Below are 16,343 nucleotides of genomic sequence, written 5' to 3' on the forward strand. Positions count from 1 at the left end.
GAAGTCCCGGCCATAAAAAAAAGCCCTGTGCTTGCGCACAAGGCTTAAAAATGGCGTTACTGTCCTTTCATCCATCCGAAAGGTTCGGAACCCGGAAGCTCGGCCGGACTCGGCTGAAGTCCGTCCTGGGCCAGGAACCAGTCCCGTAGCATAGCGAGAAGCTGGGCGCTGTTCACCGGCTTGGTGATGTAGTCCGAGGCTCCCGCCTCCAGACACTGTTCGCGGTCCCCTTTCATCGCTTTGGCCGTAAGCGCAATGATCGGCAGGTCTTGGAACTGAGGTCTGCGGCGGATTTCACGCATGGTTTCGTACCCGTCCATAACCGGCATCATAATATCCATCAGAACGATATTGATGTCCGGCATTTGCTCAAGGATCTCGATGGCGTCATGGCCGTTCTCCGCGGATATGACCTTCATATTCTGACGCTCCAGAATGGTCGTCAAAGCGAAAATATTACGGATATCGTCGTCGACGATCAGCACCTTTTTCGAATCGATCATTTCGTTGGACTGATGCTTTTTAATCAGAATATCTCTCTGGCTCTCATTGAGATTTTCCAGCTTGCGGTGGAGGAACAACATCGTTTCGTCCACAATCTGAATCGGAGATTTCACTTCCTTGATGACCGCCATGGAACGCAGTTCCTCCAGATCGTCCTCTTCCTCTTTGGTCAGCTTCTCGCTCCGGTTGATCAGGACCGGCTTGTATTTATTTTTGGCGTTCTTCTGCATCTCTCTCACGAACTGGGCCGGGCCCATGTCCGGCAGGTCCGTATCGACGAGCACACAGTCGAAGTCCTTGGATTTCAGCTGGTTCAACGCCTTGCGGGCGGTATCGGTCGCGCTGACCTTAATGTCGCTGTTCTTCACGAGATCCACCGTCTGTCTGCGGCGCTCGGAATCGGACATGCCGACCAGAAGCTGCTGGAACGGCTTATTGCCGAAAGCATTCAGCTTGTCGATCGCGTTCTCCAGATCTTCGTTCTTGATCGGCTTGCAGAGGAAGTCGAACACGCCCTTCTGCAAAAGCTCGGTCGCATCGTCTTCGATCGTCATCACCGTTACCGGGATATGACGCAGCTCGATGTCTTCCTTCAGCTGATCCAGAACGGAAGACCCGTTCATGTCCTCCAGACGCAGGTCAAGCGTAATCGCAACCGGCTTGTACCTCTTGGCGAGAGCGACCGCCTTGTTGCCTTTCGGCGTAATAATCGCCTTCAAGCCTTTCCTGTGAAGCATATCCAGCAGAATCTCATTGAATTTCATATCGTCTTCCACGATCAGGAATACACGGTCGCCCGCTTCAATGTTCGCACGATCATCTACGAGCTGTGTCGTATCGAACCGGTCGTATTCGTACTTTTTAGGCTGCGCAGCCGGTACGTCGATCACTTCCGGCACATAAGCGGCGGCCGCTTCCAACATGGCCGGATCGAGATCGACCGGCAGGAAGAGCGTGAAGGTGCTGCCGACGTTGACAACGCTGAACAGCGTAATCTCCCCGCCGAGCATGCCCGCGATTTCACGGGAAATGGCAAGACCCAGGCCCGTTCCACCGTATTCGCGGTTCGTGCTGCCGTCCGCCTGCTGGAACGCTTCGAAAATAATCTGCTGCTTGTCCTCGGAGATGCCGATCCCGGTGTCTCCGACGGAGAAGGCCAGCACCATGCGGGCGCGGTTCAGCGATTCGTTGTCCTGGCTCCAGCCGCTGCTCGCCCGGCGCATGAGGAGAACGACTTCGCCCTTCTCAGTGAACTTGAAGGCGTTGGAGAGCAGGTTTTTCAAGATCTGCTGAAGACGCTTGGAATCGGAAATAATGGATTCCGGCAGCGCTTTTTCCGCCTTGATTTTGAAATCAATCTTCTTATCCTGAGCAATATGTCGGAAAGTCCGCTCCATATTACCGGTAATTTCGGTCAGCTTGATTTCGGTGAAGTCCGGCGCAATCGTACCGGATTCGATTTTGCTCAAATCGAGAATGTCGTTAATCAAGTTGAGCAGGTCAAGACCCGAATCATGGATGGTACGCGCGAACTTCACCTGATCATCGGTCAGGTTATGATCCGGATTCTCGGAAAGCTGCTCGGCCAGCAGAAGCAGGCTGTTCAGCGGCGTCCGCAGTTCATGAGACATATTCGCGAGGAACTCCGATTTGTACCGGGACGTCAGCGCAAGCTGCTCCGCTTTCTCTTCGAGGAAGCGTTTCGCCTGTTCGACTTCGTTGTTCTTGCTTTCGACTTCCGCTTTCTGAATGACAAGCAGTTTCGCTTTGTCTTCCAGCTCCTCGTTGGTGTTCTGCAGCTCTTCCTGCTGCTTCTTGAGCTCTTCCGCGAGAGACTGCGACTGCGACAGCAGCTCTTCGGTTCTCATGTTTGCCTGCATCGTGTTCAGCACGATTCCGATACTCTCGGTCAACTGGTCGAGGAACGCGATGTCGATCTCCGTGAAGCGGCGGAAGGAAGCCAGCTCCATCACGGCCAGCACCTGATCCTCGAACATGATCGGCAACAGCACGATGTTAAGCGGCGCAGCTTCGCCGAGTCCCGAGCCGATCATCACGTAATCCTCCGGTACGTTCGTCAGCAGAATCCGCTGCTTCTCGATGAGGCACTGGCCGACCAGCCCCTCACCCAGACGGAACTCGTTGGACAGGTGCTTGCGCTGCTGGTACGCATAGCTGGAGAACATGCGCAGCACCTGCTCCTCGCCGTTCGCTTCGTTCATGTAGAACACGCCGTGCTGCATGGAAACAAGCGGAGCCAGTTCCGACATGATCATGCGGCACACTTCGTACAGGTCGCGCTGACCCTGGAGGAGACGGCTGAACCGGGCCAGGTTGGTCTTGAGCCAATCCTGCTCGGTATTGATCCGCGTCGTTTCCTTGAGGTTGCGGATCATCTCGTTGATGTTATCTTTGAGTGTTCCGACTTCGCCCGCCGCAATGACATCAATAGTCCGCGACAAGTCGCCCTTCGTCACCGCAGTCGCAACGTTTGTAATCTGGCGCACCTGAGTCGTCAGCGTGGACGCCATGTAGTTTACGTTATCGGTTAAGTCACGCCACGTTCCGGCAGCCCCCGGCACGTGCGCCTGGCCGCCCAGCTTTCCTTCGGCCCCTACCTCGCGGGCCACGGTCGTAACCTGGTCGGCAAACGTATCGAGCGTGTCGATCATGTTATTGATCGTTTCGCTCAGATCGTAGATCTCGCCCGCCGCGTCCACCATCAGCTTCTGCTTCAGGTTACCGTTGGCGACGGCCGTAACGACCTTCGCGATGCCGCGCACCTGGTTGGTCAGGTTGGTCGCCATGATGTTAACGTTGTCGGTCAAGTCTTTCCAGATTCCGCCGACCCCGTTCACATGCGCCTGGCCGCCCAGCTTGCCGTCCGTTCCTACCTCGCGGGCTACACGGGTAACCTCCGAGGCGAACGAACTGAGCTGATCCACCATCGTGTTGATCGTTTCTTTGAGCTCCAGGAGCTCGCCTTTAACGTCGATCGTAATCTTCTTCGACAAGTCGCCGTTGGCGACGGCGGTCGTAACGGCCGCGATGTTCCGCACCTGGCTGGTCAAGTTGCCGGTCATGTAGTTCACCGTGTCGGTAAGATCCTTCCACGTTCCGGAAACCCCTTTTACATCCGCCTGGCCGCCCAGCTTCCCTTCCGTTCCTACCTCACGCGCCACACGGGTAACTTCGGATGCGAAGTTGCTGAGCTGATCCACCATCGTATTGATCGTGCTCTTCAGCTGCAGCATCTCGCCTTTAACGTCAACGGTAATCTTGAGGGACAGATCGCCCTTCGCAACCGCCGTCGTTACATCGGCGATATTCCGTACCTGGTCGGTCAGGTTGCTCGCCATGTCGTTTACGCTTTCCGTGAGGTCCTTCCAGGTTCCGGCAACGCCTTTAACCTGGGCTTGGCCGCCAAGGCGTCCGTCCGTTCCTACTTCACGCGCCACACGGGTAACTTCGGACGCGAACGTGCTGAGCTGATCCACCATCGTGTTGATCGTGTTTTTCAGCTCCAGAATCTCGCCCTGTACGTCTTCCGTGATTTTCTTGGACAGGTCGCCGTTCGCGACGGCCGTCGTGACGACGGCGATGTTCCGCACCTGGTTCGTCAGGTTGCTCGCCATGTCGTTTACGCTCTCCGTCAGATCTTTCCACGTTCCGGATACGCCCTTCACGTTGGCTTGGCCGCCCAGCTTCCCTTCCGTTCCTACTTCACGCGCCACACGCGTAACCTCGGAGGCGAAGGTGCTGAGCTGATCCACCATCGTGTTGATCGTGTTCTTCAGCTCCAGAATCTCTCCGGTCGCGTTAACCGTGATCTGCTTGGACAAGTCGCCCTTCGCAACGGCGGTCGTGACTTCCGCAATGTTGCGCACCTGATCGGTCAGCGTACTCGCCATGTAGTTCACGCTGTCGGTCAAGTCCTTCCAGGTGCCGGATACGCCTTTAACGTCGGCCCGGCCGCCCAGCTTGCCGTCGTTACTAACTTCGCGGGCCACTCGGGTAACCTCGGACGCGAACGTGCTGAGCTGATCCACCATCGTGTTAATCGTGCTTTTCAACTGCAAAATCTCGCCTTTGGCATCTACGGCGATTTTCTTCGACAGGTCGCCGGTTGCAACCGCCGTCGTGACTTCGGCGATATTCCGCACCTGATTCGTCAGGTTGGTCGCCATGTAATTAACGCTTTCCGTCAGATCGCGCCATGTGCCCGACACGCCTTTGACGTCGGCCTGGCCGCCCAGTATTCCTTCCGTTCCCACCTCGCGCGCCACACGCGTAACTTCGGAACCGAACGTGCTGAGTTGATCCACCATCGTGTTGATCGTATTTTTAAGCTCCAGAATTTCGCCCTGCGCTTCTTCCGTAATCTTCTTGCCCAAATCGCCGTTCGCAACGGCCGTCGTGACGACCGCGATGTTGCGCACCTGGTTCGTCAGGTTGCTCGCCATGTCGTTAACGCTCTCCGTCAAATCGTACCAGGTACCGGACACACCCTTGACGTCGGCTTGCCCGCCCAGCTTGCCTTCCGTTCCTACTTCCCGGGCCACACGGGTAACCTCGGAAGCAAACGTGCTGAGCTGATCCACCATCGTGTTAATCGTATTTTTGAGCTCCAGAAACTCGCCCTTCGCGTTAACGGTAATCTTGCGGGACAAATCGCCTTTCGCGACAGCCGTCGTCACATCCGCGATGTTCCGTACCTGATCCGTCAGGTTGCTCGCCATGTTATTGACGCTCTCCGTCAAATCGCGCCACGTACCGGATACGTCCGTCACTTCGGCTTGTCCGCCCAAAATGCCTTCCGTTCCCACTTCACGCGCCACGCGGGTAACCTCGGCCGCAAACGTGCCCAATTGGTTGACCATGCGGTTGATATTGTTGGCGGTGCGCAAAAATTCGCCCGTAAGAGCGCGCCCTTCAAATTCAAGCTCCACTTTCTGCGAAAGATCGCCCTGCGCCACGGCGTTAATCACCCGGACCATCTCGCTCGTAGGCTGAATCAGATCGCTGATCAGATTGTTCAGGGAATCGTTGAACGCGTTCCAGCTTCCGCCCGTGCTCCGGCACATAAAGCGGCGGTTGGTATTGCCTTCCTTGCCGACAACCCGCTCGACCGTCTGCACTTCCTGCACCACGTTCTCCTGCATATCGAGGATATCGTTCAATGTATCGGCGATTTTGCCCGGCATTCCGTTCAGGTCATAGGGCATGCGCACGGAAAAGTCGCCCTTCTTAAAAGCCAGCAACACCTGAAGCAACTGTTTTTCGTCCAAAACATCTAGGGAATCATTGGATCTCTGGTCTTGTTCCGACATACGGCTTTTCCTCCGAATTTGTATATATAGAAAAAAATAAATCGAAAATTTTGAATTATGTCAACTTTAATAGTAGTGTTTCTAAAAACCGAATACAATAGCAAGTAGAGGAAATTGTATACCTTTCGCACGCGGGAACCCTCTCAGTCGAAGTCCGATCCCCGCTGCGTTACCGCTTACATATCGCCGGTTTGTCCCCCTTTTCCGCTCAAATGACAGGTTTGTTCCCTTTGGTCCTTACACGTCCTTTGTAATTACGTCCCCATGTGAAGATAGTTTCTGTTTGTAAAAAATTGTAATAGCAACAATTCCCGGTAAAAATCCGGGCTTTGAAACATTTTTCGACATTATGGCACGCTGATGCGCTTTTATACCCGCTTCCGTTAAACTTGAAACAGGGTTTTCGGTTTTTTTCTAAAAAATTTTGTCGGGTTTTAAAGAAACCGCGCGGGGTCTGGTAAAAAGACGCAAATCCTAGGGAAACGCCGGGGAATTGGAAGGCACATTTAGAGTACAGTGCGGGGATAAAAGCGGCCTCGCTATTCTATTAAAGTAAAGTGTGCCGTAAATACGGAGGAAGTATTCCTATCTTGCCGAGGGGAAGGAGCTTGATTGCGCGGGAACTTTACGGGACGAAGACGGCTTTGCAGGTGGAACCGGGTACGGATAAACTGCCGGTTTTTCATTTACAGGGCAGCAGGCTTCTCCTATAATAAAGAAGTAAAATTTCTTTTATAGTTATCAATTGAGGAAAATTAATTCTTCTAAAATCACGAAGCGGGGGAAAAGGTTCATGTCTTCTTACGCAGCGATCGGCATCGACATTGGGGGCACCCACATTAAAAGCGGGCTCATCCTTCCCGACGGGAAAGTGCTCGCCTCCCACAAAACCGAGACGGAAGCGTCCGCCGGCAAATCCGGTCTCATGGCTAAGCTCGCAGGACTTCTGCAAACGTATTCAGAAGAGGCCGCTGCCGCAGGCGTGAAGCTCGCCGGAACGGGAATCGGCAGCGCCGGCTACATTAACCGCGAAGGAACCGTAGCTTTCGCGACCGATAATTTGCCCGGCTGGAGCGGAACGACGCTGCGCGCGGATATCGAGAAGCTTTCCGGCCTGCCCGCTGCCGTCGATAACGACGTCAACGTCATCGCCCTCGGCGAGCAGTGGCTCGGAGCCGGACGCGGCTGGGACACCTTCCTCTGCGTGGCGCTGGGCACCGGGGTGGGCGGCTGCTACATCCGCGAGGGCAGCCCGCTGCACGGGCGGGACGGCTTCGCGGGAGCCTACGGCCACATGGTCGTGGCTTTCGGCGGCGAGCCCTGCACCTGCGGCCACCGCGGCTGCTGGGAGCAGTACGCGTCCGTGACCGCGCTGAAGCGCCTTATTCGCGAACGGGGCGGGGAGACGCTGGAAGAAGCGTCTCCGCCGGAGCTGTTCGCGCGCGCCCGCGCCGGGGACGAGACCGCGATGGCCATCGTGCGGCTGTACGCCGAGTACGTCGCCACAGGACTCAGCGGTCTCATCCACACGTTCAACCCGCCCGCCGTCGTCGTGGGCGGGGCCGTCACCGAACAGGGGGACTTCCTGTTCGATCTGATCCGCCGGCATGTCCTGGACATGACCATGCCGGCCTACACGGCGGCGCCTGTCCCGATCGTGCCGGCCGAGCTCGGCGGCACGGCAGGCATGTTCGGCGCCGCGAAGCTGCTGTTCGACCGCCTGAAGGCCGAACAGCCCTAACGCAAAAGCCCTTCGCACATGCGAAGGGCTTTTGCTTGTTTGCGCCCGAGGCGCAGGCACACGCGCGTGTCAGCGTCGGTCGCCATGCCGCCGGCCAGGGCCGGCGGGGACATGCCGGAGCTTCCACGCTCTAACTTTTGTACAAAGCCATACTCCCTACTCCCGGCTTCCTGTCACATCCGCATCCGCGGGCTACCTCACGGCCGATTGCCGCCTGTTCCGGTAGCTCCGGTACGTCCAAATGCATACGCCCAGCCAGAAACCGCTGGCCAGATAACCGCCCAGTACGTCGCTGGGATAATGCACACCAAGGTAAATGCGGGCGAGTCCCATCCCCACGATCATTGCGGCTGCCAGCACGACGAGAACGGCTCTTCCCGCCGCACTGGAAATATGCCTCCACAGCAGATAGACCAGAATTCCGTATAAACCGACTACGGCCATGGAATGCCCGCTGGGAAAGCTGAATCCGGCTTCTTCCATAATAATGTGGATGGTCGGACGTTCCCGCTGGAAAATCTTTTTAAGAATCGTATTCAAAATAGCGGAGCCGCCGATAGCGGCAATGAGCAGAATGACTTCCGACCGGCGCTTCAACACGAAGTATAAATACAGAGCGGCGGCGATCGTAATAAACGGGACGACGGCGGAAGAACCGATTTCGGACAGCAGACCGGCAGCCGCGGTTAAGCCGGGACTTTCCGCCCCCTGCACGAACGAAATGATCGTTTCGTCGAACCAGGCAATCTGCTGGCGGCTGACAAGCAGCGCCACCGTACCGAAGCATAAGGCCAGTAAGAGACAAACGAGAAAAGAACGGGTCAGCAAAACGTTTAATTTCGTATTCATTGCGATAAAAGGTCTTCCTTTCTTCACTAATTCCTGGTCCTGAACAAAGAGATCGGGAACAGCCTTGATCATACCATATTTTAATAAATTGTTAAAAATTTGCCCCTGTCAAGCAAAAGGAGCTTTCCATTAATTCCCTAAGGAATCATTGGAAAGCTCCTGTTATTTAACGCCTCGGCAGATGCCCGAAAGGCTCCGGTCAGCGGCTTTTGATAAGAAGCTCGACAGCTTCCTGCACAAGTTTGCCGGTATCCTTGCCCTTCTCTTCCTCCTGACGGATGCAGTGCTCCAGGTTGGTGGCTACGATATAGGCCATCGCCTTATCGGCCGCGCTTCGGACTGCGGAAAGCTGAGCGACGACGTCTTTGCAGTCTTTTTCTTCTTCCATCATTTTGAGAATGCCGCGTACCTGGCCCTCCATCCGCTTCAGCCGGCGGACTAAGCTTTCATCGTAGTTCATCGCGATCTTCCTTTCCGTGTAATGCCGATTGCGTCCTTGTTAAGGACAGCCCGCTCCGCAGGTCTTCTCGGGACGAGTCCCCAGAGAGCGAAGTTCGGAACGAAGCTGCATGGCGTACAACCCCTTGAAGCCCCGCCTTTTCAGAAAGCGGGCCGCTTTCTTGATGTGACGGTTGGAATCCCCAACCAGCAGTATCCGGTCTTCCGGAGAGAATTCATCCTTCCACAAGTAGGGGAGACGGCCGACGGACATATTAATGGAAGGAAAGCCTGCCGCCTCTTCGTAATCCGAAGCGTCACGCACGTCCAGTACCTTAATCCGGCCTTCTTCCTTGGAAGCCACAAGCTCTCTTGCCTTCTCTTGACTGAGATAATTCAGGCCCTTTACCGGAAGCCAGTTCAGCACAAGCGCCAAGACCATCATTCCCGCGATGATCTCCCACATAATCATTTCGACAATCCCTCCCTATTCACGCTGTTGACAGCTATAAATCGGTTGCCGGTCTATCTGCGGTCTTCTCGTCTTCTCGTCTTTTCGGCTCTTCGTTCTAACTAACGTCCGTATGAAATCCGGTCCGACCAGTTGTTCATACCGCCGGTCATATTAATGACGTCGAAGTTTTGCTCCGTCAGCAGTTCGCAAGCCAATCCGCTGCGGTTGCCGCTGCGGCATACCACCGTAATTTCCCGATTCCGGTCCAGTTCGCCGAGTCTCTGCATCAATTGTCCCAGCGGGATATGAACGGCCTGCTCGATATGCCCCTCCGCCCATTCCTCATCTTACCTGACATCCAGGATGTATAGATCCTCTCCGTCGTGAATGCGCCGCGCCAGATCCTGCGGGGTACAGCTCTTAGGTATTTGAAAGGCCATTCCAGCTCTCCTATATCGTTTCTGTCTTTATCATCCGGAAATAAATACCCGTACGGGTATACTCCTATGATAGGTTTTAAAATTCTAACTGTCAACATAAAAATTACAGACTAATCCGCGCCGAAAACTGTGGACAACCTTAGCTGTGGATATGTTTATAAAAATTTCAAACTTATGCACAGCCCACGATTTTGGACTGTTGATTTGTGTATAACCCTGTGTATAGAGTTGGAATTTCAAAACGGCGGGTTTTATATCTTACCATCATCCTTTCCAAAATAAAAGAAAAGAACTCCGTTTTCGGAGTTCTTTTCGAGACATTTCCTGATGAAACTTATGTACGGCGCTCTTCACGCTAATCATACTAAATTTTTAGCGAATGCCGCGTTCGAACAAAAACGCGATATAATCGGTCGGAGTCCCCCTATGACCGAGCTGACGCAACATGGCGGATATGTTGCCGCGATGATACGTTCCGTGATTCACCACATGCTGAACCAACGCGTAGACCCGGGTTTCAAGGGAACCGAACTGTGGATGCGACGGAGCCGTTTCGGCGGATGCGCCTTCTCCCTCGGCGAAGAAAGCCCGGTACTTCTCCTCGGCAAGAGCGAATCTCTTCTGCAATTCGTCCAGCGAGCCTCCACGCCCCTGCGCGTAAAGGTCCGTCACGACTTGCCTGGCTTCTTCATAGCCGCCCCCTTTCATAATGACCAGCCACATTTCATCCATCATGTAGATATGGTTCAAAGCGTCCGCGACGGACGGGAAAATACTCTGAATCTGCTCGAAGGACAGCTCCTCGGGCAGTGCCTTGAGACCTGCGAAAACTTTCCCGTTTGCCCACACATGGTAGTCGTACTGCTGCTCCGCATAACCGCTTAATAAAGCGGCCTTTTCCTGTTCCTGATGCTGCGTATCCGATGACATTCCGGTTCCTCCCTGTTCCTGTGGATATGTTGGAGTGTTGCCTTCTTAGGATAACCCGGATTAACTGACAGTTCCGGTCAGTGAAGCTAAAGCTGTTTATAAAATTCAAGCAGACCGGACGTCACGTCAATCAGCTGCTCTTTCAGCAGAGCAGGTTCAAGAACCCGGATCGACTTCCCTTGAATCATCAGAAAATAAGGGACATAGCTGCGGATCGCTTTCTCCTCCATCTTCATATGGATCTGATCCGTCGTGCGTTCCACGATCGTATGGCTGAAAAGCCAGTGATCGCACAGCTCGGCTATCGCCTGGGGAGCCCCTTGGATCCGGATGGAGACAAGCTGTTCCTGCCGGCTAGTGTCAGGGAGAAGATTATTCATAAAAAACTGGCGGGCGGAAAATCCCGGCGGCCTGCTGAAGACGCCCTCCGTATGGAACAACACCCGGATACGGTCGACACGGAAGCTTCGAAGCTCGCCGCGAAGGTGGCAATAGGCGACCAAATACCATTTGCTCTTCCAGTGGACGAGCCCGTACGGATCAATGCTCCTGCTCTGGACCGCCGAGGAGTTTCCCTTGCTGTACTCCATGTGCAGGGTATGCCCGTCCGCAACGGCTATCTCCAGCATCTGCAGGTAAGCCTCCAGCGAAGAATCGGTCGGAGGGTGAATGACATCGAAGCCTGCTTCGTGCCGCTCGATCGCGCTGAGCTGCTCGGGGTTCGTATACTGCTTGAGCTTCCCCACAGCGCTGTTCAGCGCGTCCCCGAACGGGTAGCCCGCTTCCTGCGCGAATATGGCGGCATGAACGAGGGCTTTCTGCTCGGCGGCATTAAAGAACAGCGGCGCCTCCCGAAAATTCGGCAGCAGACTGTAGCCGCCGTTATGTCCGGAATCCGCGAGTATCGGCACTCCGCTGGCGCAAAGCGCATCTATATACCGGTACACGGTCCGGATGTTGATTTCAAGCGTCTCGGCCAGTTCCCGGGCGGTCATTTTTCTCCCCGATTTTAACTGCCACAGCACGGCAAGCATGTTATCCGCTTTGGACATCTTCCATCACCTCGCGCTCCTTTCCGGACATTTCCATTCTAGGGCCGCAGGGACGAAGTTTCAATCGGGGAGTGGGCTTAAGACACCTAAATTACTTTGACAAGCAAAGTGCTTCTGTTTATATTGTAATGCGGGAGGCGAGGTTTTCGCGGATAAAGACAGCAAATTAGCTTCAAACTTGAATTACCGCATTACGGAGAAAGGAATCCGGATTTACCATAGGAACAAGAACAACTGGGAAACGGCTTACCCTATCCCGGACCTGCTTCTATAGGAAAGAGTGGCCCTTAAAGGACACAAAGCGAACCGGGATCGTGTCACGGTCCTGTAAATCATTTTCATTGAATCGGAGGAAACAAGCTTTATGGCACCAGCTAAAACCAAACATCTGGGCATCGTCATTGCGGGGCTCCTGCTCGGCATTCTGATGGCCTCCATGGACAATACGATCGTCTCGACGGCCATGGGAACGATTGTCGGGGAGCTCGGCGGACTCGACAAATTCGTGTGGGTTACTTCCGCTTACATGGTAGCGGAAATGGCCGGCATGCCGATTTTCGGCAAATTGTCGGATATGTACGGCCGCAAGAGGTTTTTTGTATTCGGCATTATCGTCTTTATGATCGGCTCCATCCTGTGCGGAACGGCAACTTCGATCGTTCAGCTCAGCATCTACCGGGCGATTCAGGGAATCGGCGGCGGAGCGCTCGTTCCTATCGCATTCACGATCATGTTCGATGCGGTTCCCGTGGAGCAGCGCGGCAAGCTCGGCGGACTGTTCGGCGCCGTGTTCGGCATGTCCAGCATTTTCGGGCCGCTCCTGGGCGCTTATATCACGGACTACATCCACTGGGAATGGATTTTCTACATTAACCTTCCACTTGGATTAATCGCTCTGGTCTTTATCGCGGCCTTCTACAAAGAATCGCACGAGCATTCCAAGCAAAAAATCGACTGGCTGGGCGCGGTCACCCTGGTTGGGGCCATTATCTGCCTGATGTTCGCTCTGGAGCTCGGGGGCAAAGAATACGCCTGGGATTCCGCGATTATTCTGGGCTTGTTCGCAGGTTTCGCCGTCCTGGCCGTTCTGTTTCTGTTCATCGAAACACGGGTGGCCGAACCGATTATTTCGTTCGGCATGTTCAAAAACCGGCTCTACGCCACGAGCAACGCGACCGCGATTTTCAGCGGAGCCGCTTTTATTACGGCGTCCGTCTATATCCCGATCTTCGTCCAAGGCGTACTCGGCGGCTCGGCCACGAATTCCGGCATGGTTCTGCTGCCGATGATGCTGGGCTCCGTCGTGACGGCCACGGGAGGCGGTTTTCTCATGAACAAGGTGAGCTACCGCACCATCATGATCCCGACTACCGCCATTCTCGTGGCAGGGACTCTCCTGCTCACCACGTTGAACGCGGATTCTCCCCGGTGGCTGGTCACGATCTACATGGTAATCGTCGGCCTCGGAATCGGAGCTTCCTTCTCCGTGCTGAGCAATGCCGCGATTCATCTGTTCGATGCGCGCCAGCGCGGCTCCGCGAGCAGTACGCTGAACTTCCTCCGCTCTCTCGGCATGACGCTGGGCATTACGATCTTCGGCATTATCCAGAGCCACGCGTTCACCCGCAAGCTCACGGAATCGTTCGCCGGACAGGCTCAGGCGCCTCAGGGACTCGATACGAGCGATGCGCGCAGCCTGCTCGATCCGGCCAAACGGGCGCTTATCCCCGCTCCGGTGCTCGATAAGATCACGCAGGCGCTGTCCTCCTCCATCGTCCATACGTTCGCATGGACGGTGCTGCCCGCGGCGCTGGCGCTCGTATGCGCCATTGCGATGAGCCGGGAGAAGCTGGACCCCAACCAGCAGCATGGGCCCGCTTCGCATTAGAAAGAAACACTAATCTCATGAAACAGCTTCATTTTTGTTAATTCTGTTCACTCCCTCATTATTTATTAATAACTAATTATTATAAATTACTATTAATTATTATTTATAATAAACCGATAATATAATAAATATTAAGGGAGAGGATGAATTTTTTTGAAAAGAATTAAGTGTTTTATCTCCATAGCTATCTTAAGTTGTTTGTTTTTCACTCTTGAAACAGCCACTATGGCCGCAACCCCATCATTCAGTCAGGGAAGTGCTTATCAACAAGGACTATATGATGTCAGTTCTATGCAGCCTCTTGGTGCCAATTGGAACAGAAATTCTCAGTTTAAAGCAGTCGATCAAAACATTCATTTAAAATGGACTTACAAAATGCCTTCAGGCGGAAATTCGTCCGTTATTTTAGACGAGAACGGAACTCTCTTCGTTAAGAGTTATGAAATAGGTGTAACTCCTCCTTACAAAATACATGCCATTAATCCCGATGGGACCCGTAAATGGCTCTATTCCACCACGGAAGAACTCACTAACGGTTCTCCCATTATCAGCAAAGACAAAAAACTTTTTATTCCTGCCGGGAAAAATTTAAAATCGATTGATCTCGTTACAGGTATAGCCAACGATCTTCCATTAGATAACGGTTATCCGTCCCAACCGGCAATAGATGCAGAAGGTACGATTTACCTTGCCGGCGCCGGGGGCAGACTTGCGGCCTACCGACCTGACGGCACTCAAAAATGGAAGTCTTCCTTCAATACAAATTATTCACCCGGATATCTGGCGCTGGCCGCAAACGGTACCTTGTACTTTAAAGCAGGATCCAACGGTTACGGTTCTTTATACGCTTATGATTCCAAAACAGGCGGCATGAAATGGGAGTATACAGGTGTAGGAACCAAATACACTCCTTCTGCCCCTGCCTTAGCTCAAGATGGGACGATTTATGTATCCGGCCAGGAGGGGTTTGTCTACGCGGTTTCCCCTGACGGAACTTTAAAGTGGAAACTTGCCATTGAAAAAGTAGGTACTTCAAGAGCGGTCATAGATCCCATAGTCGGGCCGGACGGCACCATTTATGCAGGTAACGGAACTCAATCCTTCGTTGCGATTAACCCGGACGGGACTTTGAAATGGACATATGCCGTCGGCATGATACAAGCCTCACCGATTATAGACAAAAACGGAACCATTTATTTAGGCGCGGACGGTAAGGTAATTGCTCTGAATAACCAGGGAGTTCAAAAATGGGCTCTTGATCTGAAAGCCTCCGTCTTCACTTCGGCTCCCGCAATCGCCGCAGACGGTACGATCTATATAGCCGACGGTGACGGATCTGTCTTTGCCATTGGCGGGGAAGTTTCGAATCCATCTGAACCTGAAACGCCGACCGATCCGGAAACACCAGGAAACCCCGATCCGGCTGGTCGTGCCCTACTTGTTATCACTTTGATGAACGGCACGGAGAAAGAATATGACCTTTCAATGAAGGAAGTAAACCAATTTATCACCTGGTATGAATCGAAAGCCAAAGGAACAGGTCCTGTCTCCTTTGCTATTAACAAGCATGACAATAACAAAGGTCCTTTCAAACAAAGAAACGATTACATTATCTACGACAAAATCATCACATTCGAGGTAAACGAATATTAAGGTTGTCCTCCACAAAAATAAAAAAGCAGCCGGGATCAAAAGATCCTAGGCTGCTTTTTTATCTTCACTGCAAACTTACTTAATGCCTGCGCTGACTTCTTTAACCATCTCGGCTACGGATACAAGTCCGCCGCCGGACAAGTACCAGTAGTCCGGGTTCAGGTAAATGATGTTGCCTTCTTTGAACGCTTTAGTCGTTTTCACCAGTTCGTTCTCGATGACTTTCTTGGCTCCCGCGCTTTCCGTACCGACCGCGGAGTCACGGTCGATAACGAACAGATAATCCGGGTTTTTCTCTACGATAAATTCGTTGGAAATGCTTTGACCATGCGTGGACACTTCAATCGTTTTGTCTACGGCCGGAACGCCGAATACGTCGTGAATGATGCCGAAACGGGAACCGGGACCGTAAGCGCTGATTTTACCGCCGTTCACAAGAGTGATCAGACCGTTTTTGTTGCCGGCGCCCACTTTATCTTTGATACCTTTGATCGCTTCGTCTACTTTGGCAAGCTCTTGATCCACTTGAGCTTCTTTACCGAAAATTTGGCCGAGCTGTTTCGCGTTTTCTTTAAAAGATTCCATGTATTTCTTCGCGTCTACGCCCATGAAAATAGTCGGGGCAATGCTGCTCAATTCTTTGTAAGCATCCTGCTGTCTGCCGGAAATAATAATCAGATCCGGTTTCAGCTTGCTGATCACTTCAAAAGCCGGTTCTTTGAGGCTGCCGACGTTCGTGTATTTAGCGTCTTTGTATTTTTTGAGGTAAGTCGGCAGTCCGTCCTGCGGTACGCCGGCTACTTCTACGCCCAGTTTATCCAGGGAATCCAGCACGCCCATATCGAATACGACAACTTTGGCAGGGTTCGTCTTCACTTTCGTTTCGCCCAGTTGATGCTTGATGGTCAGTTCTTTGGAAGCGGCAGCCGTTGGAGCCGTTCCTTCTTTGGAAGACGTTGTAGCCACCTCTTTATTACCACACGCGGCAGCCATAACGGCTAGTACGAGGGTCATGAGAAGCAAGGATAATTTCTTACTCATTCTAATCACTCCTATGGGTTTAA

Annotated in this window: 10 protein-coding genes and 1 pseudogene; 3 read left to right on the forward strand and 8 right to left on the reverse strand. The window is 53.3% G+C overall.

Features of this window, described 5'->3' with window-relative positions; translation table 11 throughout:
* Nucleotides 1-56: 56 nt before the first annotated feature.
* Nucleotides 57-5,834 carry a HAMP domain-containing protein gene (locus HMPREF1207_RS10305; RefSeq protein WP_016423642.1) on the reverse strand — a complete coding sequence of 1,926 codons (5,778 nt, stop codon included), beginning with the start codon at nt 5,832-5,834 and terminating at the stop codon, nt 57-59.
* A 793-nt stretch (nt 5,835-6,627) separates the two neighbouring features.
* Between HMPREF1207_RS10305 and HMPREF1207_RS10310 the strand changes: the two genes are divergently transcribed.
* Nucleotides 6,628-7,575, forward strand: a complete 948-nt coding sequence (locus HMPREF1207_RS10310; RefSeq protein ID WP_009673523.1) for an ROK family protein — start codon at nt 6,628-6,630, stop codon at nt 7,573-7,575.
* Nucleotides 7,576-7,767: 192 nt separating this feature from the next.
* Here HMPREF1207_RS10310 and HMPREF1207_RS10315 read toward each other — a convergent pair whose 3' ends face one another.
* The 6 genes and pseudogenes from HMPREF1207_RS10315 to HMPREF1207_RS10335 all read right to left on the reverse strand — a co-directional run bounded on the left by HMPREF1207_RS10315 (nt 7,768) and on the right by HMPREF1207_RS10335 (nt 11,738).
* Entirely contained in the window at nt 7,768-8,424 is a 657-nt protein-coding gene (locus tag HMPREF1207_RS10315; RefSeq protein ID WP_231392035.1) for a phosphatase PAP2 family protein, read from the reverse strand.
* Between the two features lie 199 nt (nt 8,425-8,623).
* The gene (locus HMPREF1207_RS10320; RefSeq protein WP_009673532.1) at nt 8,624-8,884 is read right to left on the reverse strand and encodes a metal-sensitive transcriptional regulator; all 261 of its coding nucleotides are present in this window, start codon (nt 8,882-8,884) and stop codon (nt 8,624-8,626) included.
* A gap of 39 nt (nt 8,885-8,923) precedes the next feature.
* The gene (locus HMPREF1207_RS10325) at nt 8,924-9,334 is read right to left on the reverse strand and encodes a rhodanese-like domain-containing protein (RefSeq protein WP_009673530.1); all 411 of its coding nucleotides are present in this window, start codon (nt 9,332-9,334) and stop codon (nt 8,924-8,926) included.
* A gap of 101 nt (nt 9,335-9,435) precedes the next feature.
* Nucleotides 9,436-9,648, reverse strand: a pseudogene (locus tag HMPREF1207_RS30245) (rhodanese-like domain-containing protein); the annotation flags it as partial.
* 480 nt (nt 9,649-10,128) lie between these two features.
* The gene (locus HMPREF1207_RS10330) at nt 10,129-10,686 is read right to left on the reverse strand and encodes a DinB family protein (RefSeq protein ID WP_009673513.1); all 558 of its coding nucleotides are present in this window, start codon (nt 10,684-10,686) and stop codon (nt 10,129-10,131) included.
* 86 nt (nt 10,687-10,772) lie between these two features.
* Nucleotides 10,773-11,738, reverse strand: a complete 966-nt coding sequence (locus HMPREF1207_RS10335; RefSeq protein WP_009673510.1) for a helix-turn-helix transcriptional regulator — start codon at nt 11,736-11,738, stop codon at nt 10,773-10,775.
* A gap of 364 nt (nt 11,739-12,102) precedes the next feature.
* Here HMPREF1207_RS10335 and HMPREF1207_RS10340 point away from each other — a divergent pair, with 364 nt between their 5' ends.
* Nucleotides 12,103-13,626, forward strand: coding sequence for an MDR family MFS transporter (locus HMPREF1207_RS10340; protein ID WP_009673514.1), 1,524 nt, complete (start codon nt 12,103-12,105; stop codon nt 13,624-13,626).
* A gap of 153 nt (nt 13,627-13,779) precedes the next feature.
* Nucleotides 13,780-15,279 (forward strand): PQQ-binding-like beta-propeller repeat protein, encoded by a 1,500-nt coding sequence (locus tag HMPREF1207_RS10345; RefSeq protein ID WP_016423644.1) that lies wholly within the window; start codon nt 13,780-13,782, stop codon nt 15,277-15,279.
* A gap of 75 nt (nt 15,280-15,354) precedes the next feature.
* Here HMPREF1207_RS10345 and HMPREF1207_RS10350 read toward each other — a convergent pair whose 3' ends face one another.
* Nucleotides 15,355-16,320 carry a siderophore ABC transporter substrate-binding protein gene (locus HMPREF1207_RS10350; RefSeq protein WP_009673516.1) on the reverse strand — a complete coding sequence of 322 codons (966 nt, stop codon included), beginning with the start codon at nt 16,318-16,320 and terminating at the stop codon, nt 15,355-15,357.
* Nucleotides 16,321-16,343: the final 23 nt, after the last annotated feature.

This window comes from Paenibacillus sp. HGH0039 (genome assembly GCF_000411255.1).
In the GTDB taxonomy this organism is placed as follows: Bacteria; Bacillota; Bacilli; order Paenibacillales; family NBRC-103111; genus Paenibacillus_F.

What these genes read in the sequence shown, in the direction of transcription:
- HMPREF1207_RS10305 (WP_016423642.1), bottom strand. Translation starts at nt 5,834, where the DNA reads ATGTCGGAACAAGACCAGAGATCCAATGATTCCCTAGATGTTTTGGAC.
- HMPREF1207_RS10310 (WP_009673523.1), top strand. Translation starts at nt 6,628, where the DNA reads ATGTCTTCTTACGCAGCGATCGGCATCGACATTGGGGGCACCCACATT.
- HMPREF1207_RS10315 (WP_231392035.1), bottom strand. Translation starts at nt 8,424, where the DNA reads ATGAATACGAAATTAAACGTTTTGCTGACCCGTTCTTTTCTCGTTTGT.
- HMPREF1207_RS10320 (WP_009673532.1), bottom strand. Translation starts at nt 8,884, where the DNA reads ATGAACTACGATGAAAGCTTAGTCCGCCGGCTGAAGCGGATGGAGGGC.
- HMPREF1207_RS10325 (WP_009673530.1), bottom strand. Translation starts at nt 9,334, where the DNA reads ATGATTATGTGGGAGATCATCGCGGGAATGATGGTCTTGGCGCTTGTG.
- HMPREF1207_RS10330 (WP_009673513.1), bottom strand. Translation starts at nt 10,686, where the DNA reads ATGTCATCGGATACGCAGCATCAGGAACAGGAAAAGGCCGCTTTATTA.
- HMPREF1207_RS10335 (WP_009673510.1), bottom strand. Translation starts at nt 11,738, where the DNA reads ATGTCCAAAGCGGATAACATGCTTGCCGTGCTGTGGCAGTTAAAATCG.
- HMPREF1207_RS10340 (WP_009673514.1), top strand. Translation starts at nt 12,103, where the DNA reads ATGGCACCAGCTAAAACCAAACATCTGGGCATCGTCATTGCGGGGCTC.
- HMPREF1207_RS10350 (WP_009673516.1), bottom strand. Translation starts at nt 16,320, where the DNA reads ATGAGTAAGAAATTATCCTTGCTTCTCATGACCCTCGTACTAGCCGTT.